Genomic DNA, 25,667 nt, shown 5'->3' on the forward strand with positions numbered 1-25,667 from the left:
ACCGAAGTAGACCTATCGTTGAATTATTCGTAACCGAACAAATTAGGAATAAACATTGAAATTTCAGGCACAAAAACCACCAATAACAACGCCACCGCAATCGCGCCATATAAAGGCAATAAAGGCTTAATGACTTTTTCAATCGAAACTTTCGCCACCGAACAACCAATAAATAGCGAACTACCCACAGGTGGCGTGCAAATCCCTAAGCACAGATTAAAGGTCATCATTACCCCGAAATGAATCGGATTCATGCCCAATTCAACCACGGCAATCGGATAAAAAATCGGCGTGAAAATCAAAATCGCTGGCGTCATATCCATAAAGAAGCCGACTACCAAAAACACCAAGTTAATAATCAATAAAATGATGATTGGATTATCTGAGATCGCCAATAAAGCATCGCTAATCGTCGCTGGAATATCAGTAAATACCATCGCATAGCTCATCCCCATTGATACGCCAATCAATAGCATCACGATCGAGGTTACTAAAGCTGATTCCAAAATAATGCTAGGCAAATCTTTAAGACTTAAATCGCGGTATAAAAAAGTCAGTGCCAAGCAATACACCACGGCAATCGCTGAAGCTTCAGTCGGCGTACAAAGACCCGACAAAATGCCACCCATAATGATGATAATCAGCATTAACGAAGGAATTGCAGCTTTAGCGTAAAAAACAAAGTCTTTTAAAGTTGGTTTTTGTTCTGCCACATAACCGCGTTTTTTCGCGATCAAACCGGCAATCAACATCAAAGCGCCGCCCCACAACATGCCGGGCAAATAACCCGCTAAAAAGAGTGCCGCAACCGAAGTACCACCAGAGACTAAGGAATACACAATAAAAGTATTTGATGGCGGAATCAGCAAGCCCACTGGCGCAGAAGCGATATTCACCGCCGCTGAAAACGCCGGATCATAACCTTCTTTTTTTTGTAGTGGCGCCATCACCCCACCCACTGCTGCGGCTGACGCTACGGCCGAACCGGACAATGCACCAAACATCATATTGGCCAACACATTGCAATGCAGTAAAGGACCAGGCAAACGGCCACCTAGCACCTTGGCAAAATTAATCAAGCGAATCGCTAAACCACCACGATTCATAATATTGCCCGCCAAAATAAAAAATGGAATCGCTAATAAACCAAAGCTATCCAATCCCGACGCCATTTTTTGCGCCATGGTCATCAAACTTGATGTCAGCGGAATATCTGCTGCAAACACCAAAGTGGCAATCGACGATAAACCAATTGCAAATGAAACGGGTAAACCCAAGAAAATCAAAACAAAAAACAAACCAAATAAAACTGACAGCGCAAACCAATCCATGATTATGCTCCTTGTAACTGTGGCGCTTTCATCGCTTGAAGTAAATCATTCAAGCTATAAAAAGTAATCGCTAAACCATTGAGGGGAATCGCTAAATAGATAATCCACATCGGGATATGCATTGCACTAGAAACCTGACCTTGGGTGTTGAGCATGGCCATATAGCCGCCCATCACCATCACCGACACAGAAAAAACAATCACCAAACAATGAATCAATCGATCAGACCATATTTTGCGACGCCCTGTTAAACGGCTGGTTAATAAATCAATGGCTAAATGTCGTTTTTGTCCATGCGCTAAAGAAGCACCAAATAAACCCACCCAAATAAAAATAAACCGGGCGCCTTCATCGGTAAAAGTACTATTCACCCCCATCCAACGCGCCAACACTTGCCAAACAATACAAATGAGCAATACTGAAAACAGAAAAATAATCAATCTGGATAAAACAAAATCCAAGCAGCGTTTAATCAATTCCATAATATTATCCTTAACCACTTATAAATATATTTACAACCAGTCGTACAACCTTATCTTGGCATTACCCGTCTCTGTATCGAGCTCATCGTAACGCGCACGTTTTTAGATAACCTTTGTACGACTTAATGACAAAGAAATTTATCAAGAGATAATTAATTCTCGACACACAATCATCAACGATTTATGCATTGCAATAATTGCGATAAAACAAAGAAATAATCAGAATTTTAGATCGCCAAATGTAATTAATTACACTCAGCAATGGACGAAAAAAAAGCACAAATACTTAATCAATGCTCTAAAGTATTTGTGCTTTACCCCCTATTGACTTCGCTATTAAATTAACGACCTAAGGCGCGAATTTTTTCAACTTGCTCATAAGTTGTTGGGTCACTGACTTTGAGCTTATCAAAAATCGGTTTCACTGCATCTTGGAATGGTTTTTTATCCACAGCAACAATACTCACCCCCATTTTTTTGGCTTTTTCTAATTCAAGCTTTTCGCTGGCTGCCCATAGCGTGCGCATTTTATTGGTTGATTCTTCAGCCGCTTGCAAAATGGCTTTTTTATTTGAATTAGATAATTTATTCCAAACTTTAGTCGACATCACCAAGACATCGGGCACCATAGTGTGTTCATCTAAACTAAAAAACTTAGCCACTTCGCTATGGCGATTTAAGGTAAATGAAGGTGGGTTATTTTCTGCACCATCGACCACCCCTTGTTGCAATGAGGTATATAGCTCACCAAATGACAATGGCGTTGGATTAGCGCCCATGACGGTCAGCATTTCAATCGCCGTTTTACTTGGCTGCACGCGGATCTTCATGCCTTTTAAATCAGCGGGTGATTTAATTGGTTTTTTAGCATAAAAACTACGCGCGCCACCATCGTAATAAGCAATCCCGATAAAGCCTTTAGATGCTGAAGACGCTAAAATATCTTTACCAATCGGGCTAAACAATACTTTGTAAAAGTGGTTGCTATCGTTAAAAATATAGGGGTAGTTAAATACACTATATGGTTTGTGGAATGATTCTAGCTCAGAGGCATTGGATTTTGCTAAAGCAATCGCGCCATTTTGTACTTGCTCTAATGAATCTTTTTGATCGCCCAATGAGCCATCAGGATAAATCCGAATCTGCACATCGCCGTTAGAAAGGACTTTGGCGCGATCGGCAAAATACTTCATCGAGACATGAACTGGATGCTGCACACTTTGGTTGTGACTTAATTTCATTCTCACTGCCGACATTGCTGGCGCAGAAACAAAACCCAAAATTACAGCAGAGGCGATCATTTTACTTAATAATGTTTTTTTCATGATTGAATTACACCCTTAATTAAAGAAAACCATTCCAACTATCAAAATAACTAAAAACCTAAACCAGCAATCAACCCTGCATTTAATTTTTATTAGTGATCTATCGCAGGTGATTGGCTTTTTTTATAATGAGAAATACTTTTTGGCATTGTCATAACACACACCACGAATAATTTGGCTTAATGCCTCTTCGTCGTGTGGATATTCGCCAGATTCCACCCAAGCGCCGACTTGGCGGCACAATAAGCGGCGGAAATAATCATGTCGTGGGTAAGAAGCAAAACTACGCGAGTCGGTCACCATGCCAACAAATGCACCAAATACGCCGTGATTAGCCAAGGTAATAAATTGCTGCAAATTGCCTTCTTTATGATCGTTAAACCAGGCTTTGTTGCACAAATCAGCGGCGCAATGCTGCTGGTAGAATAGCGATATAGAATAGCGATATGAGCAAACCAGCACCCCACAAATACAAAACCACCAACTGGCCAAGCTATCACGCAGCTTTGAAATCGCGTGGCGCATTAATGATTTGGCTTGATCCAGCGCTGAAATGGGCTGCTGAGCCCACTGGCAAGCGCGGACGAAACCCCACTTTTAGCGATGCTGCCATTCAATTCTGCCTCACCATCAAATGCCTGTTTGGCCTCGCATTGCGCCAAGCAACCGGCATGGTTGAAAGCCTACTTCGGCTCGCCAACTTAGATTGGAACGTTCCTGATTCGAGCACGATCTCTCGTCGACAAAAAACGCTGAAAGTCACGATTCCGGCCCGTCAAAGTCAGGGTGGACTGCATTTACTCGTCGATAGCACAGGCATCAAAATGCTCGGTGAAGGTGAATGGAAAACCAAAAAACACGGCGCTGAATATCGTAGGCAGTGGCGTAAAGTTCACCTCGGCATTGATGCCGAAACCCTTGAAATTCGTGCCATCGAGGTCACCGATAACAAAACAGGTGATGCGCCCATTTTGCCGGAATTGATGAATCAGATTCCCGAGTCTGAACAGATTGCGGCGATTTACGGTGATGGCGCTTACGACACCAAAGAATGCCACAATGCCATTGCGGCAAGAGGTGCGGCAGCGATTATTCCTACACGGAAAAATGCACAATTTCGGAAAGAAAATACGGCCGGAGCGAGAGCGCGGAATGACATCTTACGGGCGACCAAATACTTGGGTAGGGCCATCTGGAAAAAATGGTCTGGGTATCATCGACGTAGCTTGGTAGAAACCAAAATGCAATGCTTCAAACTATTGGGTGAACGAGTGATGGCGCGGGACTTTGATCGTCAGGTGGCTGAGTTGCAAGTGCGTGCAGCGATCTTAAATCGCTTCACGCAACTGGGTACGCCAATGACGGTAAGAGTGGGATAAATCCGTCTGGGGTTAGGGGTGACTTACCCTCTAGTTGATTTGTGCAACAAAGCCGTTAAACCACCAAGCTGGGCCAAATTGCACTTTGCCGGCAATCGAGCCATCTTGATAACAGCCCATTAAAGTCGATAGCACTTCATTTAAATTGGGATTTAAACAAAACAGCATGGTTTTAGGCAGGCATTGCTGCGCATCGAGCGTATCGAGCAAATGCGCCAAACCCAATGAAACATCCATACCAGAAATCGCGTCATAACCGGTATCGGCACCGAGTCGTATCAACTGGCGTTGGTTATTATTGCGCTGCGCACCAATGTGTAAACACATCGTCCATTGCTGGGCGGCATAATGCGGGGCTAATTGCGCCAATATGGCAAATAGATATTGCGATTGCGCGGCGGGTGATAGCAGCTGACCAGCTAAACGCTGCTGGAAAATCACCTCTAATTCGCTATCACTGATGATTTGATGCGGCAAAGCTAAATCGACGGCATGATCGCTAATTCGTGCGCCGTGCAAATGGAAAAACTCAATTCGCTTAGCTAGCGCCAAAATTAATTGCTTAAATGATTGAATCTCAACACCGCTGCATTGGCTCAATTTGGCCAAATAATCGATAAATCCAGCATCATTAATGCGCATGGCTTTATCAGGGCGAAATGCCGGTAATACGCGGGTATTTAACGACGAATTGGCTATGTGTTGATGATCAAGCAAATCATCAGCGGGGTCATCGGTGGTACAAGCGATTTCAACATTGGCTTGTTTAAGCATCGACCAGCTATCCATCTGGGCTAATTTTTGATTAATGTCAGTCCAGAGTTGCGGGGCATTTTTGGCATTAATTAGGGTATCAATACCAAAAATTCGGCGTAATTCTAAATGCGACCAGTGATAAATTGGATTGCCAATCGCTTGCGGCAAGGCGGAACAAAAGGCGTTGAATTTTGCTTCATCAGATGCGTTACCAGTAATGAGCGATTCATCAATCCCAGCACTACGCATTAAGCGCCATTTATAATGATCACCACCGAGCCAAAGTTCGGTCATATTGCGCCAAGACTTTCGGTTGGCGATTTCATCGGGTGGCAGGTGCGAGTGGTAGTCAATAATCGGTAAATCGGCAGCGATGTCGTGATAAAGCTGCTGGGCAACCCCAGTGTCGAGCAAAAAATCCTGATCCATAAATGATTTCATCATGCTTTCCTTTTGCCACTGACCCGCGGTATTCCAGATCAATGCCTTGCATGGGTTTATTGCCAAGTAAGCGCAACGCGAATCGTTGCTACATCGTGCTAGGCGCGCTCTGCGCCAAACTGACAGCGATGATCTCAAACCTTACTCACACAACAAAACCATAATATTTACAATTTCAAACTTTAATCACAGGGTATTTAGATGTGAGGCATATTTAAATTGGCCTGCATCTAAATACCACCATGATGTATCGCAAAAATTTAAACGCCTGAATACGCCGAGAAGCCGCCATCAATGGCAATCACCGTGCCATTGACAAAACCAGACGCTTCTTCGCTGGCGAGCCAGAGCAAAGTGCCGACCAATTCGTGCGATTCACCAAAACGGCCCATCGGGGTTTGCTGAATGATTTTTTGCGCGCGAGCGGTGAATTCGCCGCTGTTTTCATCAATCAATAATTTATGATTTTGCTGCGTCAAAAAGAAGCCCGGCGCCAAAGCATTCACCCGAATACCGGCTTTGCTAAAATGCACTGCTAGCCATTGCGTAAAATTACTCACCGCGGCTTTGGCGGCGCTATACGCTGGGATTTTGGTCAATGGGCAAAATGCACTCATCGAAGAAATATTGATAATGCTGCAGCCGGTACGGCCCAGCATTTGCCGCGCAAACACTTGTGTTGGCAGCAAAGTACCAAGAAAGTTGAGGTTAAACACGAACTCAATGCCAGCGGGGTCTAGATCAAAAAAGCTGGTTAATTCTGGGTCGTCTAAACGATCAACATCCAAATACTCTTGCCCGGTGGTGCCTTTCGGGTGATTACCACCAGCGCCATTGAGCAACAAGTCACAAGGGCCTAACTCAGCCAACACCCGCGCTGCCGCAGCATCGAGCGATTCACGCTGCAACACATTGCACGCCACGCCGATCGCCATCGCACCCAAATCACGCATTTGCTGCGCAGCGGCTTCTGCTGCGGCAAGGTTCAAATCCAAAATGGCGATTTTTGCGCCATTTTTGGCCAAGGCCGCCGCCAATTCAGCGCATAACACCCCTGCGCCGCCGGTCACGACCGCAACTTTATTGTTTAAGTCAATTTCAAATGGCAATTTCATTGTGCTTGCTCCTGTTTGGCTTTCTCAATGCCTTCCCATAAACCATTCAAATACACCGCACCCAAGGCGCGATCATATAAGCCATAACCCGGTTTGCCGGTTTCGCCCCAAATCATTCGGCCATGGTCTGGACGCACATAACTTTCAAAACCCGCTTCATAATAAGCACGAACAATTTGCCCCATATCTAAAGACCCATCGCTCGATTTGTGACTGGTTTCGTGAAAATCTCCTGCTGCATTGACTTTAACATTACGTAAATGCGCAAAATGAATTCGGCCACGACCGGCAAATTCGCGAACTAATTCAACAATATCGTTATTGCAATCCGCACCTAAAGAGCCTGAGCACAGCGTTAAACCATTGGCTGGCGTATCAATAATCGCCAACAAACGTTGCAAGTCAGCGCGGTTTTTAATAATGCGCGGCAAGCCAAAAATCGGACGCGGCGGATCATCCGGATGCATCGCCATTTTGATGCCCACTTCGCTGGCGGTAGGAATAATGCCGTGCAAGAAGTAGCTCAAATGTGCCCACAAAGTTTCTTCATCAATCGGCGCGTATTCAGCCAACAGCGCTTTGAGCTCAGCTGGGGTGTAGCTGCTATCCCAACCCGGTAAAGAAATGCCTTGGTCTGGATCGATCTGGGCGACTTCGGCCACGCTAAACGCCAACGTATTTGAGCCATCGGGCAAAGGCATACTGAGCGTAGTGCGAGTCCAATCAAATACCGGCATAAAGTTGTAGCAAACAACTTTTAAGCCGCACTGCGCCAGATTGCGTAATGTTTGGGCGTAATTGGCAATCAAACGATCGCGACTCGGCTTACCCAATTTAATGTCTTCGTGCACCGGCACGCTTTCGATCACTTCAAATTTAAGGCCGTGCGACTCGATGGTTTGCTTTAGCTTTTGAATATTTTCCACCGGCCAAACTTCGCCGACCGGAATGTCGTACACCGCAGAAACAATGCCATCCATGCCAGGAATCTGACGGATATATTCCAAAGAAACCGGATCGCTTGCGCCGTACCAACGAAAAGTCATCTTCATTACTGCACTCCTTTAAATAGCCTGATGGCCTAGTGGTCAGACCAATTCTTGATGAAATCGATTATAATGATTCGAACATTCACCGCAAGTAAGGGATATCCTCTAGTGGATCCCACTTGTTTTATCGATACAGTGGCGCCGACTCCACAAGGAGCAGCCAAAGCATTCGCGCGACGGAGAAGTAAATGCCTTTACCTATTATTAAAGCAGAACGACTGTACCAAAAAATCTCTAAACTATTGATTCAACAAATAAAAGAAGGCAAGTTCATCGCTGGGCAAGCGCTACCCGCCGAGCGCGATTTATCTCAGCAACTAGGCGTGAGTCGCTCATCAGTACGCGAAGCTTTAATCGTTTTGGAGATCTTAGGCTGGGTTGATATTCGAACCGGTAATGGCGTTTTTGTTAAAAATTTACTACCCGCCCAAGCCGAACCGAATGAAATTGATGAAATCAGTGTTGAAGAATTACTCAAAGCGCGTGAGCTGATCGAAGGTGAACTCGCTGCGCTGGCCGCCATCAATGCCAGTGACGCGCAATTACTCGCATTGCAGCAAGTGATGCAGCAAATGCAAGACAACACCAAAAACAGCAGTGAATTTCATGATTTAGACATGAAGTTTCACTTCTTAATCGGCGAGCTCACTGGCAATACGATTTTAGAAAAAATCCTCAAAGACTTATGGAATCAGCGTTACAGCGCAATATTTACGCGCTTTGAAGCGCTTTGCGCGGATGACGTTTCGGAAGTGATGCTACTGGACCATCAAAACATCACCGCAGCGTTAGTCAATCGCGATGCCAACGCCGCCCGCCAAGCCATGCGCACGCATTTACAACATGTATACAGTAAATTATTCAAACCCAACTTCAGCTAACTGCTCCCGACTCAATCGATGAATTGGCCAAACCCGCGTCAGCGGGTGGCCAAAATCGACACCAACCCTAAACACCAAGCCCCAACTCAAAATACAATGCCTGACGACTCAAGGCGTTAGCTGTCTATTTGACTTAAAAATTTAGCATGGCTGCTGCGCCAGATTGAATGATGTCGCCTGCTTGCTGTTGCAAAAATGCCGATACCGCCGTTAGGATCAGATGAAAGTTTCGGTTCAGAACCCACTTTATTGACAGAATGTAGTCCATTTTTAATCCTCAGTTTCTGTGGACAATTTTGTGGGGAAGTGCTAAAAACGGGGCCAAAAGCGTGGTTTTGGTTTGATTTGTTTAGTTTGCCTAGATTTTAGGCAAAAACAATAAATACATACAAATCAACAACTTAGCACCAACAAATGAACTACAACTTTAAAATATTATGCCAAATGGCTTAGATTGGCGATTTTGTGGATTAATTAAGGCTGGATTCGCGTGAAAACTGATTTGTCAATAGCACAAAGTGCTGTATTTTCTGTCACGCAGCTGAATAGAAAAGTACGCACGCTTTTAGAGACTGGTCTGCCGCAACTTTGGGTGGTGGGCGAGATTTCTAATTTTAAGCGTTACGATTCAGGGCATTGCTATTTCAGCCTTAAAGATGCGGGCGCGCAGGTGCGCTGCGTGATGTTTCGTAATCGGGCGGGTTTGCTCGATTTTCAGCCGCGCGAAGGTTTGCAAGTTGAAGCGCGGGCGATTGTGACTTTGTACGAAGCGCGCGGTGATTTTCAGCTCACCATCGAAGCGATGCGCCCGGCGGGTTTGGGGGCATTGTTTGAGCGCTTTGAAGCGCTTAAAAAGCAGCTCGCGAGCGAAGGTTTGTTTGATCAAGATAATAAACGCCCACTACCGCAATACCCCAAGGCCATCGGCATTGTTACCTCGCCGTCGGCAGCAGCGCTACGCGATGTACTGAGCACCTTGGCGCGCCGTACACCCAATACGCCGGTGATTTTATATCCAACGCCAGTGCAAGGGCTCGATGCTGCGCCGCAAATTGCCAATGCCATTCGCACCGCCAGCCAGCGCGACGAAGTGGACGTACTAATTGTGTGTCGCGGCGGCGGCAGCTTAGAAGACTTATGGTCGTTTAATGAAGAAGTAGTCGCGCGCGCCATCGCCGCGTGCAATATGCCGGTAGTGAGCGGCGTTGGCCATGAAACCGACTTTACCATTAGCGATTTTGCAGCCGATTTACGCGCCCCCACCCCAACTGCTGCGGCGGAACTCGTGAGCCGAAACCGGCAAGAACTCCTCAATTTATTACACCACCAGCAGCAACGCTTGGTTAGAGCGTTTGAGCGCGAGCTACACAATAAAATGCTGCAAGTCGATCAGCTTGGTCGCCGCCTACAACATCCGGGGCAAAAACTCGCCCGCCAGCAAGCGCAACTACAATTACTGCGCAGCCGATTTACGCATCGCTTTCACAGCCAACTGATTGAGCGGCAAGAAGCGCTCAGCCGCTTGGCGCTGCGCCTTAAGCATCAATTACCCAACGTGCAACGCCAACAACTGCGCCTAGCGCAATTGCGCGAAGCCTTGCAGCGCGCCATGCACGGGCAAATTCAAACCCAGCGCCAGCAAATCGAGCAAGCCACGCTCAAACTCCAGCCGTGGAATCCGCAAACAGTGTTAGCACGCGGCTACGCGCTAGTGAGCCGAACCGATGGCACCCTCATTCGCCAAGCCAGCGAAGTACGCGCCGGTGACACGCTCAACGTGCAATTTGCCGACGAAAAAATCAGCGTCAACGTCAACCAAGGCGTGATTGAGCAAAAAGAGCTACCAATTTAACGGGAATTTTGGGTTTGGCGCGGATACCACGCCGCCGGAACGAGGCTTAAAACCTCGCTCAAGCGCACCGAGCGTGAAGTGAAACCATCAAGGAACAATGCGCGCAAGCGTAGATTCTTATCGATTGATATCGATTGGGCTTGACTGACTCGCCCCGAAACACAGCGGAAGGTGTTTGTAGCTTGGTGCAGAGCTTACGAAGCCCAACAATCGCGGTGAACGTTGGGCTGTATTTCGTTTAACCCAATCTAAGCACTATTTCAATAATTGCCTGAGACCAAAAAACAGCAACAACACACCAAAGAATGATTCGAAATACAACTTCGTTTTTCTAAAAATCAAAGACGACCTTTTATTGGAAAGAACAAAAACGACAATAGAAAACCAAATGGTCGCCACAACGACAACCGCAAGTAGCATGCCAAATAACAATGGCCAGCCAGCACCAGACGGAGCAGCCGTAGATAATGCAGACGCATAGTAAATTGCCGCTTTAGGATTGGCCATCGTGGTGGATAGGCCTTTGGTGAATGCGGCCAGCAAATGAACGTTCTCTGTGCTAATCCCTTCTGGCAATGGCGTGCGCGCATTTTTCAATAGCTTATAGCCCAGCCACATCAGATAAACAGCACCAGCGAATTTGATTGCTAAGAACATCGACGGAAATAATTCAAATAATAGCCCCACCCCAAGCAGCGCTGCACCTGCCCAAAAGCCATTTCCTAGCACGACGCCAGCGGCCACTAATGCCGCTAATTTTCGATTGCCAGTCACCGCCGTATAGGAAACCGCAATAAAATCCGGCCCCGGGCTTAAAATACCCACAGCAGAAATGGCCGCCACTGTTGCTATTGCAGATATCTCATTCACGAGTCGCTCCTTATGCAATTAATCCATCAGCTTAGCGCTCAATTGTCACTTTTTCTCGATTACATGCTGTGGCTTGGTCAATATTGCTAACCGATACTTATTGAGGGTGGGCATTTATGACTAAAGCATATTCTTCATGAATTCTGCTGTGAACAATTGTGCGGCAGGCACTTCAAACCCTTAGCACGTAAGCTAAATATCAGCCACAAAACAGGGGTATTTAATCCAAGATTATGTTAAATAAAGGCTAGGATTCAATACCCCAAACTTTGCCGCACAATCCTTGCGCCAGAACAAACTCGCTAAGCAAATACCCCGATGCTGGCATGTACAACTGCCGATACAATCGACGGCACTATTTTTGTTTTTTTGAGGATCGTCATGACCAGCAATCGCGATTGGGTACACCAAGCCATCCGTACCATTGAGGCTGATTTTAATCGCTCAGCCGACACCCATTTAATCCCGATTCATTTGGCCGCCTACCCCGATATTGATTTCTACCTCAAAGACGAATCAAGCCATCCCACCGGCAGCCTAAAACACCGCCTAGCGCGCTCTTTATTTTTGTATGCGCTCACCAATGGCTGGCTGCACGCCGGTAGTACGGTGATCGAGGCCTCTAGCGGATCAACTGCGGTGTCTGAAGCGTATTTTGCTCGCTTGTTAAAATTGCCGTTTATTGCCGTGATGCCGGCCACCACCAGCCCCGAAAAAATCGCGGCGATTACTTTTTATGGTGGCCGCTGCCATTTAGTGGCCGACCCAACGCAATTGATTGCCGAATCGCAGCGCCTGGCTAATGAAACGCAGGGCCACTTTCTCGACCAATTTACTTATGCCGAGCGGGCCACCGATTGGCGCGCCAATAACAATATTGCCGAATCGATCTTTGCGCAGATGAGCTTAGAGCGTCACCCTATTCCACGCTGGATCGTGGCCAGCGCTGGTACTGGCGGCACCAGCGCCACCTTGGGCCGCTTTGTGCGCTATCGCCGTTATGCCACGCAAATTGCCTGCGTTGACCCAGATAATTCAGTGTTTTTTGATGCTTTTTGCAGTGGCCGCAAAGACCACACCTTGCAGCAAGGCTCCAAAATCGAAGGCATTGGCCGCCCGCGTGTTGAAGCGTCATTTATGCCGCACGTGATTGACACCATGTTTAAAGTGCCCGACCGGATGAGCTTGGCGGCAACGCATTGGTTGTCTAATTATCTGGGACGCCGTGTTGGCGGCTCAACGGGTTGCAACTGGATCGGCGTGTTAGCGCTGGCCCACCAAATGCAAGCGCGTGGCGAAGCAGGCAGTATTGTCAGCGTCTTGTGCGATAGCGGTGATCGCTACGCGCATTCTTACTACAACCCAGAATGGCTAAAGCAACACGGCATCGATATTGACCAAGAGCTCGCTGAGCTCAGCGCAAAAATCGGGCAAGCGGGCGCACTGAGCGACTTGCAGCGCCAAGACAAAGACTAAATCAGTAGCGTTTTATTCTTAGCCATATAAAAAACGCAGCCATGGCTGCGTTTTTTATATTCATCGCGATATCGCCACTTAGCTTGGCAAACCTGGGGCCTGGTGCATTTGCAAAACGAGCTGCTCAGATGGCACGGGTTTACTAAATAAAAAGCCTTGCAAATGCAGATCAATTCCTGCGTAGCGCTGGCGCAAATAATTTAAATCATCCAAATTATCAATGCCTTCGGCCACCATGCGTAAATTAAGCTCTTGGGCAATCCGCACCATACCATCAATAATACTTTGGCAACGCGGCTCGCGATGGATGTTTTTAATCAAGCTCATATCAAATTTAAGCTCGGTCATTGGTAAATCTTTGATCATATCCATAGTGGTATGGCCAACGCCAAAATCATCGATCGCTAAACCAAAACCGCGCAATCGTAAACGCAGCAAGGTCGTCATGGTTTGCCCGAGATTGGCAAACGCCGAATTTTCAGTGATCTCAAGCACCACCTGTTGCGGCGACAAACTCCGCAGCAATAGTTGGCTATGAATCCAATCGAGCAACTCGGCGTCCTCTAGTTGAGTTCGCGATAAATTTATCGACAAGCGCATCTCAGGCGAAAACTTAGCGCGCTGCATCATATCAAAACTGGCCTGTACCACTCTCCTAGTGAGCAAGGTTAAATAACCCTCTTGATCAAGCCGATCGATAAATGCGCCGGGAGCAAGTAGACCGCGCTGCGGATGCTGCCAACGCGCCAGTGCCTCACACTGCACAATTGCGCCGGTTTTCAGACTTAAAATCGGCTGAAAATACGCGGTAAATTGGTTTTGCGCCAAAGCGCTCACAATCTCAATCAGCGGCACCTCAGCATCACTCACTTGTTGATGGGTTTCTAGCTTGGCGCTCAGTAATAACTCGGTCACCACGCGCTGCAATGCTTCTGGCTGAATCGGCTTGACCAGATACGCAATCGACGCAATACCCAGCGCTTTGGCGGCTCGCCCACAGTTCTCAAGTAATTCAGGCGCGTAGCCACTAATTAAAATCACCGCAGGGATCTGGGCATGCTTGGCCAAATGCTGCAATAACTCAATGCCATCCATGCCTGGCATATTTAAATCCACCACCACCAGATCAACATTGCCCAACTCATAAATTAGATTCAGCGCTTGCCTGCCATCGGCCGCCTCAAAAATTTGCAAGTCGGGTAGTTCGCTGCAAATAGCACGCATCAACTGCCGCTGTACAGCGCTATCGTCGACCAGCAAAATTTGTGGCACTTGATCCATCGGCGACATGAATAAACTCCTTTCTCTCGCTGAAATTTAAGCACATGCAGAGCAATAAACCACTGAAACTTTCTTTAAAATAAATACATGCTGACCAATTGATTATAAAAACAATATTAAAAATCAAAACACGCAAACCCATACCAACATAAAACCGCCACGCGAGGTCAATCAATATCAGCAAAACCGCCAAAAAAAACCTTGATCATTACACTGCAGGTCTGGCAAAGTTAAAGCCACGCGCTTTAACCCACATCATCGATCGATATCTTGTATTAACGGCCTTTAGCCCCATATTTACACAATATCGCTCTACATTTAGGCTGGCATTTTGTTTGAATCTCCTCGCGCTTTTTTAAGTGCCTTACCGCGTTTTTCCCAATCAGCTGACACCTTTGAGGCTTTAACCTCGAGCGCTCAATTTCGTGAGCAATTACTCGAGCACATCGCCAAAGCACAACGCCGTATCTACATTGCCGCGCTGTATTTACAAAACGACGCAGCGGGCGATCTGATTTTGTCGGCGCTCTATGCCGTCAAAGCGCGGCAACCGCAACTAGAAATCGCCGTTTTGGTCGATTGGCATCGCGCGCAGCGCGGCCTAATTGGCGCCAAGGCCGAATCAGGCAACGCCGCTTGGTATCAACAACGTGCGCAGCAACAGCATCTGGAAGTCCCCATTTATGGCGTGCCGGTGCAAAGCCGCGAATTACTTGGCGTATTGCATCTAAAAGGCTTTGTCATTGACGACACGGTGATCTATAGCGGCGCCAGCCTGAATAATGTGTATTTACACGTTGGCGATCGCTATCGCTACGATCGCTACCATGTGCTGCACAACCCCGCGCTCGCCGAGAGCATGGTGCAGTTTTTTCAAACGGCGCTACTGAGCCAAACCGCAGTGCATCGTCTTGATCGGCCTAATATTCCCAACACCAAAACCATTCGTGGCGAAATTCGCCACTTCCGGCAGCACTTAAAAGCGGCGCGCTACTCACTACAAGGCAGCAGTAATACCGAAACGGGGCTGGCGATTACGCCTTGGGTTGGCGTTGGCCAGCGCAATCCGCTTAATCGTTTAATTTTAAAATTGATCAGTGCCAGCGAGCGAAAAATCGTCATCTGCACGCCGTATTTTAATTTGCCACGCAGCGTGACCAAGGCGCTCAACAGCCTGATCAAACAAGGGGTGCAGGTTGAAATAATCATTGGTGATAAAACAGCGAACGATTTTTACATCCCGCCGAGCGAGTCATTTAAAACCATTGGCGCGCTACCGTATTTATACGAAGCCAATTTGCGCCGCTTTGCCAAAGTGCAGCAAAAAGCCATGCAAGCTGGGCAATTGAATATTTTACTGTGGCACGACATCGGCCATAGTTTTCACCTCAAAGGCATTTGGGTCGACGACGATTATCAATTGATCACCGGCAATAATCTCAACCCACGGGCGTTTAATTTAGATTTAGAAAACGCGCTCTTAATTCACGACCCACACGGCGAGCTCAGCACCAGCACCGCTGCCGAGCTGCAACACATCCGCCAACGCACTCGGCGCATCGCGAGTTTTACCGAGCTAGAAACCTTGGCTGACTACCCAGAAAAAGTAAAAAAACTCCTCACTCGCCTATCGCGAATCCGAGTCGATCGCTTACTTTCGCGCTTTTTATAAGCAGGTATTGCCCTAGGCAGGACATTCATAAACAACCAGCAAGCTATACCCCACAAGCCCAAACGTAGGGTGGAATAAACGAAGTGCATTCCACCTGACACCTCAGAACAGGTCGCCAAACATCGGGTACTCAGGACAAAATACAAATACTGATTGCGAAATAATGCTGGAGCGGCACAAGTCTTATTGCACGAAGCCGGTGGAATGCGCGTTGCTTATTCCACCCTTGTATCTTTCTCTCCGTGGTGGTTAGCTACTACCACATGAGGCGAAGTGAGTTTGGTTCCACCCTTAAGGCATCGACCTTGCCATGTAGATTAAACCCTTCGTCCTCACTTCTTTCGCCAAATCAGACACTGAACGGTAGCCAAGGGCTTTGACCCTGTATGCACAAGGCAAGTGGGCGAATTAGGCATTTTTACAGGAAGAATCTTCATGTTTTATCTCGGTATTGATGTTGCTAAAGCTAAGCTCGATTGTTACTTGTTAACTCAACTTGACCCACTCAAAGGCAAGGCCAAGGTCGTACCCAATACAGCCAAAGGCCTTGCTGATTTGCTGGCTTGGCTGACTAAAAATCACATTCCGCATGACCAGCTGCACGTCACGATGGAGGCCACTGGCGTGTATCACGAACTGGCCGCCACCCTACTGCATGATGCAGGCGTTTGCGTGTCGATTGCCAATCCCGCGCAGGTGAAGCATTTCGGCCAAGGCCTCGCAGTGCGCACCAAAACTGATGGCGTCGACAGCCAAGTTCTGGCGCGTTACTGCGCGATGATCAAGCCTGCTGCGTGGCTGCCACCTCCGCCTGAAGCCCGCATTCTAAAAGGACTTCTGGCTCGTCGAGAAGCGATTTTGCAAGACTTGCTCCGCGAAAAAAATCGGCAAGAAAAAGCTGAATCTACGGTGACGACCGAGCTGATTCATCAATCGATTAACGACAGTATTGTCTTTCTAAATGCTCAGCTCAAAAAGCTACAAAGCCAAATCGACGACCATATCGACCGTCATCCTGGCCTGAAAAACGACCTCAATTTACTGCAAACCATCCCAGCAATCGGCCCACAAAGTGGCACGCAATTATTGGCGGTGATGCATACGCATCAATTCAATACGGCCGAACAATTGTCGGCCTATTTGGGCTTGGTGCCCGTCGAGCGGCAATCGGGGTCATCGATTCTTGGGCGCGCCAAACGGTCTAAAGCTGGTCCTGCAAAGGTTCGCGCCGTGCTCTACATGGCGGCGGTCGTCGCGACTAGGTACAACCCCCACGTTAAAGCTTTATTTGAACGTTTACTGGCCCGAGGCAAGAGCAAAATGTCGGCGCTCGGTGCTTGCATGCGCAAATTAGTTCACCTGTGCTTCGGCGTGCTGAAAACGCAGAAAAAGTATCAAGCTGAGTATCAAAATGCTTGACCGGCAAGACGGTATCTACAGGGCTCGCTTTTATATGCAGGTATTACTATAGAAGCCTCACTAAAAAACAACCACATAGCCATACCCCTACATTTGTTTAAATTGTGCGGCGTGGCTGCGGCTTAGCGGCAAGATGGCGAAATTGTTTTTTAGATAGATTTGCTGGCGCCCGAGTAGGTCTTTTTCGATTTTGGCAATGGCGGGCAAACTCACCAAGTAGCTGCGGTGAATTTGGGCAAAAAATTGTGGATTGAGTTGCGGCAATAAGTCTTTGAGCGACGTGCGAATCAAAAACCGCCCGCTCTCCGTCACCACTTCGGTGTATTTATCGGTTGCCTGAAAATACCGCACCTCGTCCACTGCAATCAGCCGGGTGCTATCGCCTAGGCTGGCGGTGAGCCATTGCAAATAAGTCGGTGGCGCGGGCGCGATCAGCTCACGACTGAGCTGGCTCCAATCAACGCTGGGTTTAACCTCACGCTGCAAGCGCAGCACGCATTGCGCCAACCGCGCTTCGCTCACTGGCTTTAATAAATAATCCACCGCCGATTGCTCAAAGGCCGCCACCGCGTATTCGTCATACGCGGTAACAAAAATCACCCGCGTATCGCGCCAAGTAGCTGCGACTTGCAAGCCATTGAGCCCCGGCATACGAATATCCAAAAAAGCAAAATCGGGCTGCCATTGGCTCAGTAGCGCCACCGCTTCAACGCCATTTTTGGCCTGCGCTACAATCTGCAATTGCGGCCACACCACAGCAAGGCGACTGGCAAACGCCGCCATTAAGAGCGGCTCGTCATCGGCAATCAGGGCAGTTGGCATCGTTAAAATTGACCTCAGTTTGTACACCTACAATTAGGATGGTGTGGTTTCTAAAAAACCACTCAACCCAACTACTCGGCAAAAGGAATCCGCAATTCGGCCACCACACCCGACGGGGTATTGCCAGCAATACTGAGTGTAGCTTGGCCTTCATACAAATACATCAAGCGATCGCGTACATTGGCTAAACCGATACCGCTTTGGCTTGGCGCATTCAAATTCAGGCCCATGCCACTGTCGATCACCCGTAGGCAGAGTTGCGTGCCGATTTTTTCGGCTTCAATCTCAATCACGCCGCCGGCGATGGCCGGCTCAATGCCATGCTGCAAAGCGTTTTCCACCAAGGGCTGCAATAATAACGGCGGCAACTGAGCGCCGCGCAAAGCCGCCGGCACGCGAATTAGATAGCTTAAACGCTCACCCAAACGAATTTGATTAATCGCCAATAGCGCGCTGACTAAATCGAGTTCTTCAGCCAAGCAGGTTGTCGATTGCCGCGTACGCTTAAGACTGGCGCGTAAATAATCATTGAGATGCTCCAGCATGATTTGCGCCAAAGCGGGGTCGCGCGCAATCAGGCTGTGTAAATTGGCCAGCGTATTAAATAAAAAATGCGGCTCAATTTGCGCTTGCAGCATCGCCAATTGCGCGGCGGTTTGTGCTTGCTGCGCCTCGGCGGCATGCCGGCGCTGCACTTCTAATTCAGCGCGATCACGCTGCGCGCGAAATAAGACCCAAAAAAAAGCACTGGCAAAGCCTGAAATCAGCACCGCAATCGCCACCCAGCGCCAAGCTTGACTGGGCGCATGCAGCAAAATCGCGATCACATTGGATGCGCCCAAGGCTGCAGCCAGCGCAAAGCCTGCCAACAAACCCAGCGGCGTACTAATCAACATCCGCCAAGGCCGTGGCCAAGCATCGCCCATCATGCGATCCATCGCCCAATTACACAGCCAAATACAAAAACCGATGCAGTTGGAAATCACCAGATTATCGACCAGCGCAGTTCGCTCGTCGATTAAGGTCAATAGCACGGCAATCAGCGCATTCACCAAGAGTAAAATCGGCAAGTCCTGTCGGTAGCGGCATGAGATGGTTTTGGCTTGTGCTTGCATCAATTGATCACTCAAAAAAAGTATTTCACCACAGCTTGTACGCTATGCCGTTGTGGCAACGCGCCGTATTGACTACCCGGTGCGCCGTTTTGATACTGCCATTGCAGCGCCCAATCCATGCGCTCAAAATGGTAACGCGCTTCTAACCAGCTTTGCCAGCTTTGATCGACTAAGTCGCGCCGCAGCATCCAATTTAAATCCAAGGCCTTCAATCCCGCGTCGCGCCACGTGATAAAACTCATTGCCGCCTGTTGTGTGGGCAAGCTTTGTGCATTAAACACCGCACTGCGATACGCCCAATAATCGGCAGGGTTGCGCCACAAATCGCGCCATTGGCTTTGATTGAGCGCCGCGCCATCATAGTGATATTCCAAACTCAGCGATAAATTATTGGCAAAGGTATACGTGCCGCCAGCGGCCAAGCGCGAATGCCACGTTACGGGTGCAGCAGGCAACAAGGTTGCGCTGCGCCCACCACTGTATTCGGCGTAGAGGGTTAAAGCGTCACCCGCCAAAATCGATGCATTCATACCCACCTGTGGCGACTGCCCTTGTTCACCCAAAAGTAACACCTGCGGCGCAAAGCCCGGCAATAATTGCACACTACTAGTCAACAAATACCGCGACACCGAATTACTCGCACCCCAATCAGGCGAAAACGCTGCGCTTTGCCGCTGATCTGCCAATTTAGGCGCAAACACCGCATTGACTGCACCGCCTTCCCAAACCCACTGCCCGCGCAGCATGCCCACGCCGAGGCGGTTTTCACGCAAACTCGATGGCGCAATCGACACCACCGAGCGCAAAGCGCCGACTTTAAAATAATCGGTTGGGTTGTAGCCCAAGGCCACACCACTGCGTAAATTAACCCGCCCCAGATCGAGCGCGGCATTGGGGCTGGCTTGCCAGCTGACATAGCCTTCTTTAAAGGTATTCACCACCTCATCCTGCCCACCTTGCCCCAGCCAATCAACACGATTGGCCAGTGTAAATCGCCACTCTGGATTAATCGCCGTATCGAGCAACACATCCACCGAGGCACGACCAATGCGTATATCGTCCAAAGGCGCACGCTGATTCACATGCCCCAGCATACCCTCAGTAAAAATCTGCCAGTCCGATCTAGCTACCGCTGGCTCTGACGCTTGATCGGCCAAAGACAGCGCATCGGCATCGCTCGCCCAGCACGGGCTAGCAAGTAGCGCGATAAACACGGCCACCATCCCCGCCAAACTGGATTGCTTTTGCGCCTGCGCATCGCGGCCAAACGCCTGCTGCATCACGCGAGTGTTGCTCATGCCATGCCAGTACACCATCATTCGGCCTTAAAGCGGGGCAAAAAATCCCGCTGCAGCCAGCTCTCGGGTACGTCGCGAAACGCAAAATCACTGCTGCGCAGCACCGTGACCCACTGCGGATCTAGCCCATCAATAATCACCGTTTCGGTGGGTCGCGACACGCCAAGCTGCTTTTGAAAGCGGCGGTAATACGTCGTTTTTAATAAATGATCGCTACTGGAATAAAACTTGGCTTTCACCGGCTGATTATTATTGCGGTCGATCCAATAATCGATGCGGTGATAGGTCACATCCGGCGTTTTAGCATTGAGCTTAAGCAAATACGTGTCGCGATTTTGCCGTTCACCATCGGCAATCGTTTCTTCACCAAGCAAACTTGCGGCATAGTCCACCGCCAAATTCACCGTCACCACATCGCCATTGGCCGCTTGGCCCAGCAAACGCTGCTGCGGCGAAATCCGAATACTGGCCTTGCTGGATGGATCATACAGCCATAAATCATTGCCATTTTTCAGCAGCAATTTACCAGCATCGCGTTGCGGTGCGACAAAGCGAATTAAATTGCGAAACTGCCCGCTCTGCGAATCAGCGCGCGCATACACCGCCAAGGTGCTGGTTTCCACTTGCTTGCCATTGCGATATTCAATCAAGGTGCTGGTAACGCCAAAAGGTTGCTCAGGATTACGTATCGCGTCGCTGGCGCTTAAGATTTGCTGCGCGCTCGGTGCCGCACCCACTGATGCGCAGCAGGCCAGCACTACACTCGCACCTAATACCCGGCACAGCGTTTTAAGTGAGCGCTGGGCGGTGTTATTAGCCGCGCGTTCACCTGCTGCGGGCATCGTCGCCCAGCTTTGCTGCATCGCTTTATTCATCTTTGTCGTCCTTGTCTTTCGGGCGGCGAAACAATAAATTCACCCCCACAATAATCAGCACCAAGGGCCACCACAGCGCCCACATTTGGCCAAAGCTGGGTACAAAGCCAAAGTTATGCGCCAAAAACAACAGCCCGAGCGCAACCAACAGCAGCGCAGAAAAATACTTATGTCGCATCATTCTATCCTTCTGGTATTGACACATGACGGCTTACACATGACGCAATGCATCGACAATATTCATTCTGGCAGCACGGCGCGCTGGCCACCAAGCCGAGATGGCCGCCAATACCACCAACATCAATCCCGTACCAAATAACATCCGCGTTTCGCCCCACACCCGCACTGTGAGTGGCACCGGCTCAGTATTGCCCGGCGGCAACCAAGTTAAACCGGCATGATTAATTACCCATGCCAATACCAGCGCCAATACCACCCCGAAAATCGCGCCAATGGCCCCTAGCAAAGCGCCCTCGCAAACAAATAAGCGCCAGATGCCATTACGCCGCACGCCCATCGCCCGCAACGTACCGATTTCCACCGTGCGCTCCATCACCGCCATGCTCATGGTATTGCCAACAGTAAACAGCACAATCGCCCCGATTAGCAGCGAAATAAAACTAAAAATCGCGGTAAACATGCCAGTGATTTGGCCAAAAGAAGGATTCAGCGTGGCATAGTCATACACCGCCAAGGGCTGATCTTTGAGCGTAGTGGTCAATAGCGTATTGATCCGCGCCTGTGCTTTAGCTAAATCAGCGCTGTGCTTAAGCTGCAACACAATCGCCGTCACTTGTGGTGTTTCTTGGCCGTACACCAATTGCTGCGCTTGCGGTAAATGCAGCAGCATTGAAATGTCATCGAGCTCTTTTACGCCAAAGCCTTGCGCTTTCACCACCGCCAAAGTCGCCACATTAGGCGCGCCGTGCACATTAGCGGCCAACAACTCAATTTGCGGTACAGCGCTGGTTTGTTGTTTTGGATTTTCGGCATTGGCTTGCTGCGACAAAGCGCTGATATCATCGGGCGCCGCAGGGCCATCGTTGACTTTGGCTTGGCTGGCCGGGCAATCTTTGAGCTGCAACGGCGCGCATAACTGCAGCACCCGCGCTACACCATTGCCAATCACCACGGCATTGCCCGCCGTGCCGGTTAAGGCCAGCGTTTTGGCCTCGCCGGGAAAATCAAATTCATTCCAGCGGCGCATTTGATTTTGATCGCTCACCCATACCCCGGTACCGATCACCGTGCGCGACACACCAGCGCTAAAGTTGCCGGCAATACCCCCTAGGCTCAGCGTTGGCGTTACCACCGTCAGCAGCGGTTTTAACTCTGGATCATGGCGTAGCACTTCAATCAAACTGGCGTAGTTTTTAATGCCATACGCCGCTGGATTGCCGCTGCCGTATAAAAAATAGTCTTTATGCTGAATCTGCAAATGCCCGGCGCTGCGCACAAAGTTGGTTTGCAAACCCAAATTGATATTGCCGCTATAACCGCCAAAAATCAGAATCGCCACCGCGCCAATCATCATCGCCAGCAAGGTGGTTAAAGAGCGACGACGATTGCGTAATAAATTTCTTAGCGCCAACGTTATAACACTCATAATGCCACCGCCATTTTGCGTTCAATCGCCACAATACGGCCATCCCGAATCATCACCGCATCATCCGCTGCGGCCAAAACTTGTGGGTCATGCGAAGAAAAAACAAACGACACCGCCAGCTCGCGCTGCATTTGCCGCATTAGCGCAATAATCGACGCGCCAGTATGGCTGTCTAGATTGGCCGTTGGCTCATCGGCCAACACCCACTGCGGCTGCGTCGCCAAAGCCCGTGCTATCGCCACCCTTTGCCGTTGCCCGCCCGACAGTTGCCCGGGTAAATGCTGGCTTTTTTCGCTCAAGCCGACGGCGTCGAGCAGCATTTTTACCCGTTTATGCCGCGCTGGCCGCGCCACTTTGGCCAAAAGCAAAGGGTATTCGATGTTTTCAAACGCTGATAACACCGGCAATAAATTAAAGTTTTGAAACACAAAACCAATATGGCGCAAACGAAAGTCCGCCAAAGCCGAATCGCTCATTTGCTGCACGTTTTCACCGGCCACCGTAATCTCACCGCTATCGGGCAAATCAATACAGCCAATCAAATTAAGCAAGGTGGTTTTGCCGCTACCCGATGGGCCGGAGAGCACAGTAAACCGCTGCGGCAAAATCTCTAAATTAATATCGGCCAAAGCGGGCACTGCCACACTGTCGAGCTGATAGCGTTTATTCACTTGTTGTAAGGTGACTGGCAACATGGTCGTTCTCAATTCAAGGCAGAGAATTACACTGTATGCCGTTTGGGTAGCGCTGCGTAAATTTGCGATAAAGCGGGGTTTTGGCGCTTGAAATGCCGGATTTTTGGATTAATTGGTGAGCCCACGATAAAGACTGCGACCCGAGCCGCCGCAACCGCTGCCCGATTGGCCATCCCAGCGCAAAAAACGCCCCTTTCACGGCGAACTTTGCCAAGGCAATGCAGTCAAATCGGCGGATTAATCAGTCAAGCAGTCTGGCAGTAGAAAGCCATTTGTAAGCGCGGTAAGCCGAACGGCAAACCCCTTGCATTTTCTTATACCAAGGCTTAGTTTTTCTGGTATCTTCACAGCCCCCTTTGTTTACAAGGGTTTCATGCCAATACCATATATCGGTATGGCACCCATCGTTTGCTCTGCAAGGTATTACCCATGATGGCCCGGACCCACATTGCATTTGCCGCCTTGATGATGGTGGCCTGCAGTGTTGGCATTTTGCAGCGGATGCCGCAAGTGCATGAAGTCGCCCTCGCTGGCGCAGCCGGCCTACTGCCCGATTTGGATCATCCCAAATCGACTTTTGGCCGTATCGTGCCGTATATATCGATACCGATTGCCAAAGTGTTTGGTCATCGCGGCTTTACGCATTCTTTTTTGATGGTCGCATTGATTATTTGGCTGTTGCTCACCTATCGCGAGCAGCAAAACATCCCCGTTTTGCCCTTGGTCATCGGCTATTTTTCGCACATTATCGGCGATTTGCTCACCCCATCAGGCGTGCCACTGCTCTGGCCCATCCGCAAAAAATTCTCTTTAAATATTTTTAAAGCCGATGGCCCAATGGAGCATTTTATTTATCGCGGCTGCTGGCTCGGTGTAGGGTATTTTTTATGGGTGGCGCTACAAAGACCGGGCGATCTATGGATTCGCCCTGCCCATATGGCGGTCAGCAACTGGTGCGTTGCCGCGCTTGAGCAAAGCGCTACGATGCTGGTGCATCTACTGCGTATCATGGCCTAACGGAGCATCGGATAAGTCAGCAAGGTAAAATGCAGCGCATTGAGGCCAAAATGCGCTAGCATCGCCGCCAGCAAACCACCATAGCGATACGCTACGCCATAGGCCACGCCGGCAATGGTTGCCAATACCACCCAAAGCCAACCGCCCGCCATATGCGCCAAGCCAAACAATAACGCCGCCAAACCCAGCGCAATACCCGCACCATAAGGCCTATGCGCCAGCCAGCGACTTAAATGGCCTTGTATATAAGCGCGAAAAAACACTTCTTCGGCCATACACACCAGCAAAAAATTATTCAATAACCACAGCGCAGTAATATCTGGCCATTTAGGCTGCCATGCCAGCACCTGCCAACTCAAAGCCACAGGCACAATCAATGCGATAGCCGCAATCAACGGAATAATCGCCGCGACTAGCGTTCGCCCTAGGCCCATTCGCTGCGCCAGCAGTGGAAAACACAGCAGCAAACCAAAACCAATCAGCGGCTTATCTAGGTTTAAATACAGCGAAAACGGCAGCGCATCGACCGACAAGGCTTGCGGAGCAAACACCAAGGGGTTTTTAAATCCAGCAAAGCGATGCAGCATCAAACCCAGCGCCGTACCGACAAAAACGAGATGCGCCAATAGCCGAATCGATCGCCGCGTTCCGCGCATACCCCAGCCCGCCAAGCCCAGTAAAACCATAGGCAATAAGGCCCACGCATCAAGCAAACCAAGCAGCGCCGCTGCGCCATACGCCAACACCAACAAAGGCAGGTAATAACGGCAAGTAAAGCCCAAAATTGCCAGCAAAGACGCAGCAAACAGCGCGGCAAAAGGCAAGAAATACAGGAGTGTCATCGCAGCAATCAGCAAAAAGAGTGCTGAATTTTACCGCAAGCCAGCCATCATCAACGCGCAAGCATTGA

Annotated in this window: 24 protein-coding genes; 7 read left to right on the top strand and 17 right to left on the bottom strand. The window is 49.1% G+C overall.

Annotation, left to right across the window (positions count from 1 at the left end):
- Nucleotides 1–23 precede the first annotated feature (23 nt).
- The 4 genes from K4H25_RS11050 to K4H25_RS11065 all read right to left on the bottom strand — a co-directional run bounded on the left by K4H25_RS11050 (nt 24) and on the right by K4H25_RS11065 (nt 3,537).
- Entirely contained in the window at nt 24–1,331 is a 1,308-nt protein-coding gene (locus tag K4H25_RS11050) for a TRAP transporter large permease (RefSeq protein ID WP_221020560.1), read from the bottom strand.
- A 2-nt stretch (nt 1,332–1,333) separates the two neighbouring features.
- A complete protein-coding gene (locus K4H25_RS11055; protein ID WP_221020561.1) occupies nt 1,334–1,813 on the bottom strand; it encodes a TRAP transporter small permease in 480 nt (159 codons plus the stop codon).
- Between the two features lie 341 nt (nt 1,814–2,154).
- Nucleotides 2,155–3,138, bottom strand: coding sequence for a TRAP transporter substrate-binding protein (locus tag K4H25_RS11060; protein ID WP_221020562.1), 984 nt, complete (start codon nt 3,136–3,138; stop codon nt 2,155–2,157).
- A gap of 123 nt (nt 3,139–3,261) precedes the next feature.
- Complete coding sequence (locus K4H25_RS11065; RefSeq protein WP_221020563.1) at nt 3,262–3,537, bottom strand: glucuronate isomerase; 276 nt, start codon at nt 3,535–3,537, stop codon at nt 3,262–3,264.
- 47 nt (nt 3,538–3,584) lie between these two features.
- Between K4H25_RS11065 and K4H25_RS11070 the strand changes: the two genes are divergently transcribed.
- Nucleotides 3,585–4,517 (top strand): IS5 family transposase, encoded by a 933-nt coding sequence (locus K4H25_RS11070; RefSeq protein WP_221020333.1) that lies wholly within the window; start codon nt 3,585–3,587, stop codon nt 4,515–4,517.
- Between the two features lie 30 nt (nt 4,518–4,547).
- On the opposite strand, the gene uxaC is transcribed toward K4H25_RS11070, so the two are convergent.
- From uxaC to uxuA, 3 genes are all read right to left on the bottom strand, one after another.
- Nucleotides 4,548–5,717 (bottom strand): glucuronate isomerase, encoded by a 1,170-nt coding sequence (uxaC, locus tag K4H25_RS11075; protein ID WP_221020564.1) that lies wholly within the window; start codon nt 5,715–5,717, stop codon nt 4,548–4,550.
- 257 nt (nt 5,718–5,974) lie between these two features.
- On the bottom strand, nt 5,975–6,829 hold the full coding sequence (locus K4H25_RS11080; protein ID WP_255587554.1) for an SDR family oxidoreductase: 855 nt from the start codon (nt 6,827–6,829) through the stop codon (nt 5,975–5,977).
- On the bottom strand, nt 6,826–7,881 hold the full coding sequence (gene uxuA, locus K4H25_RS11085; RefSeq protein WP_221020565.1) for a mannonate dehydratase: 1,056 nt from the start codon (nt 7,879–7,881) through the stop codon (nt 6,826–6,828). Before uxuA ends, K4H25_RS11080 begins: the two co-directional genes overlap by 4 nt.
- 185 nt (nt 7,882–8,066) lie before the next feature.
- Between uxuA and K4H25_RS11090 the strand changes: the two genes are divergently transcribed.
- Both K4H25_RS11090 and xseA read left to right on the top strand, forming a co-directional pair.
- A complete protein-coding gene (locus tag K4H25_RS11090) occupies nt 8,067–8,759 on the top strand; it encodes a FadR/GntR family transcriptional regulator (RefSeq protein WP_221020566.1) in 693 nt (230 codons plus the stop codon).
- Between the two features lie 490 nt (nt 8,760–9,249).
- On the top strand, nt 9,250–10,611 hold the full coding sequence (gene xseA, locus K4H25_RS11095) for an exodeoxyribonuclease VII large subunit (RefSeq protein ID WP_221020567.1): 1,362 nt from the start codon (nt 9,250–9,252) through the stop codon (nt 10,609–10,611).
- 255 nt (nt 10,612–10,866) lie between these two features.
- Here the strand turns inward: xseA and K4H25_RS11100 are convergent, their stop codons facing one another.
- Nucleotides 10,867–11,481, bottom strand: a complete 615-nt coding sequence (locus tag K4H25_RS11100; RefSeq protein ID WP_221020568.1) for a LysE family transporter — start codon at nt 11,479–11,481, stop codon at nt 10,867–10,869.
- 381 nt (nt 11,482–11,862) lie between these two features.
- Here K4H25_RS11100 and K4H25_RS11105 point away from each other — a divergent pair, with 381 nt between their 5' ends.
- A complete protein-coding gene (locus tag K4H25_RS11105; protein ID WP_221020569.1) occupies nt 11,863–12,957 on the top strand; it encodes a PLP-dependent cysteine synthase family protein in 1,095 nt (364 codons plus the stop codon).
- Nucleotides 12,958–13,035: 78 nt separating this feature from the next.
- On the opposite strand, the gene K4H25_RS11110 is transcribed toward K4H25_RS11105, so the two are convergent.
- Complete coding sequence (locus K4H25_RS11110; protein WP_221020570.1) at nt 13,036–14,247, bottom strand: EAL domain-containing response regulator; 1,212 nt, start codon at nt 14,245–14,247, stop codon at nt 13,036–13,038.
- 322 nt (nt 14,248–14,569) lie between these two features.
- Between K4H25_RS11110 and pssA the strand changes: the two genes are divergently transcribed.
- Both pssA and K4H25_RS11120 read left to right on the top strand, forming a co-directional pair.
- Entirely contained in the window at nt 14,570–15,910 is a 1,341-nt protein-coding gene (gene pssA, locus K4H25_RS11115; protein WP_221020571.1) for a CDP-diacylglycerol--serine O-phosphatidyltransferase, read from the top strand.
- A 435-nt stretch (nt 15,911–16,345) separates the two neighbouring features.
- Nucleotides 16,346–17,329 carry an IS110 family RNA-guided transposase gene (locus tag K4H25_RS11120; RefSeq protein WP_221020572.1) on the top strand — a complete coding sequence of 328 codons (984 nt, stop codon included), beginning with the start codon at nt 16,346–16,348 and terminating at the stop codon, nt 17,327–17,329.
- An 87-nt stretch (nt 17,330–17,416) separates the two neighbouring features.
- Here the strand turns inward: K4H25_RS11120 and K4H25_RS11125 are convergent, their stop codons facing one another.
- From K4H25_RS11125 to K4H25_RS11155, 7 genes are all read right to left on the bottom strand, one after another.
- Entirely contained in the window at nt 17,417–18,151 is a 735-nt protein-coding gene (locus K4H25_RS11125) for a LytR/AlgR family response regulator transcription factor (protein ID WP_221020573.1), read from the bottom strand.
- Nucleotides 18,152–18,222: 71 nt separating this feature from the next.
- Nucleotides 18,223–19,281 (bottom strand): sensor histidine kinase, encoded by a 1,059-nt coding sequence (locus K4H25_RS11130; protein ID WP_221020574.1) that lies wholly within the window; start codon nt 19,279–19,281, stop codon nt 18,223–18,225.
- Nucleotides 19,278–20,585 (bottom strand): hypothetical protein, encoded by a 1,308-nt coding sequence (locus tag K4H25_RS11135; protein WP_221020575.1) that lies wholly within the window; start codon nt 20,583–20,585, stop codon nt 19,278–19,280. Before K4H25_RS11135 ends, K4H25_RS11130 begins: the two co-directional genes overlap by 4 nt.
- Complete coding sequence (locus K4H25_RS11140) at nt 20,582–21,439, bottom strand: outer membrane lipoprotein-sorting protein (protein ID WP_255587556.1); 858 nt, start codon at nt 21,437–21,439, stop codon at nt 20,582–20,584. The genes K4H25_RS11135 and K4H25_RS11140 overlap by 4 nt, the downstream gene beginning before the upstream one ends.
- Complete coding sequence (locus tag K4H25_RS11145) at nt 21,432–21,620, bottom strand: LiaF transmembrane domain-containing protein (RefSeq protein ID WP_221020576.1); 189 nt, start codon at nt 21,618–21,620, stop codon at nt 21,432–21,434. Before K4H25_RS11145 ends, K4H25_RS11140 begins: the two co-directional genes overlap by 8 nt.
- A gap of 30 nt (nt 21,621–21,650) precedes the next feature.
- Nucleotides 21,651–23,045: an ABC transporter permease gene (locus tag K4H25_RS11150; RefSeq protein ID WP_221020577.1), complete on the bottom strand. Its 1,395-nt coding sequence runs from the start codon at nt 23,043–23,045 to the stop codon at nt 21,651–21,653.
- A complete protein-coding gene (locus K4H25_RS11155) occupies nt 23,042–23,740 on the bottom strand; it encodes an ABC transporter ATP-binding protein (protein WP_221020578.1) in 699 nt (232 codons plus the stop codon). The genes K4H25_RS11150 and K4H25_RS11155 overlap by 4 nt, the downstream gene beginning before the upstream one ends.
- A gap of 429 nt (nt 23,741–24,169) precedes the next feature.
- Between K4H25_RS11155 and K4H25_RS11160 the strand changes: the two genes are divergently transcribed.
- Complete coding sequence (locus K4H25_RS11160) at nt 24,170–24,757, top strand: metal-dependent hydrolase (RefSeq protein WP_221020579.1); 588 nt, start codon at nt 24,170–24,172, stop codon at nt 24,755–24,757.
- Here the strand turns inward: K4H25_RS11160 and K4H25_RS11165 are convergent.
- Nucleotides 24,754–25,599 carry a CPBP family intramembrane glutamic endopeptidase gene (locus K4H25_RS11165; RefSeq protein WP_221020580.1) on the bottom strand — a complete coding sequence of 282 codons (846 nt, stop codon included), beginning with the start codon at nt 25,597–25,599 and terminating at the stop codon, nt 24,754–24,756. The two genes, K4H25_RS11160 and K4H25_RS11165, sit on opposite strands and share 4 nt — an antisense overlap.
- Between the last annotated feature and the right edge of the window lie 68 nt (nt 25,600–25,667).

It is taken from the genome of Deefgea piscis (assembly GCF_019665785.1).
Classification (GTDB): domain Bacteria; phylum Pseudomonadota; class Gammaproteobacteria; order Burkholderiales; family Chitinibacteraceae; genus Deefgea.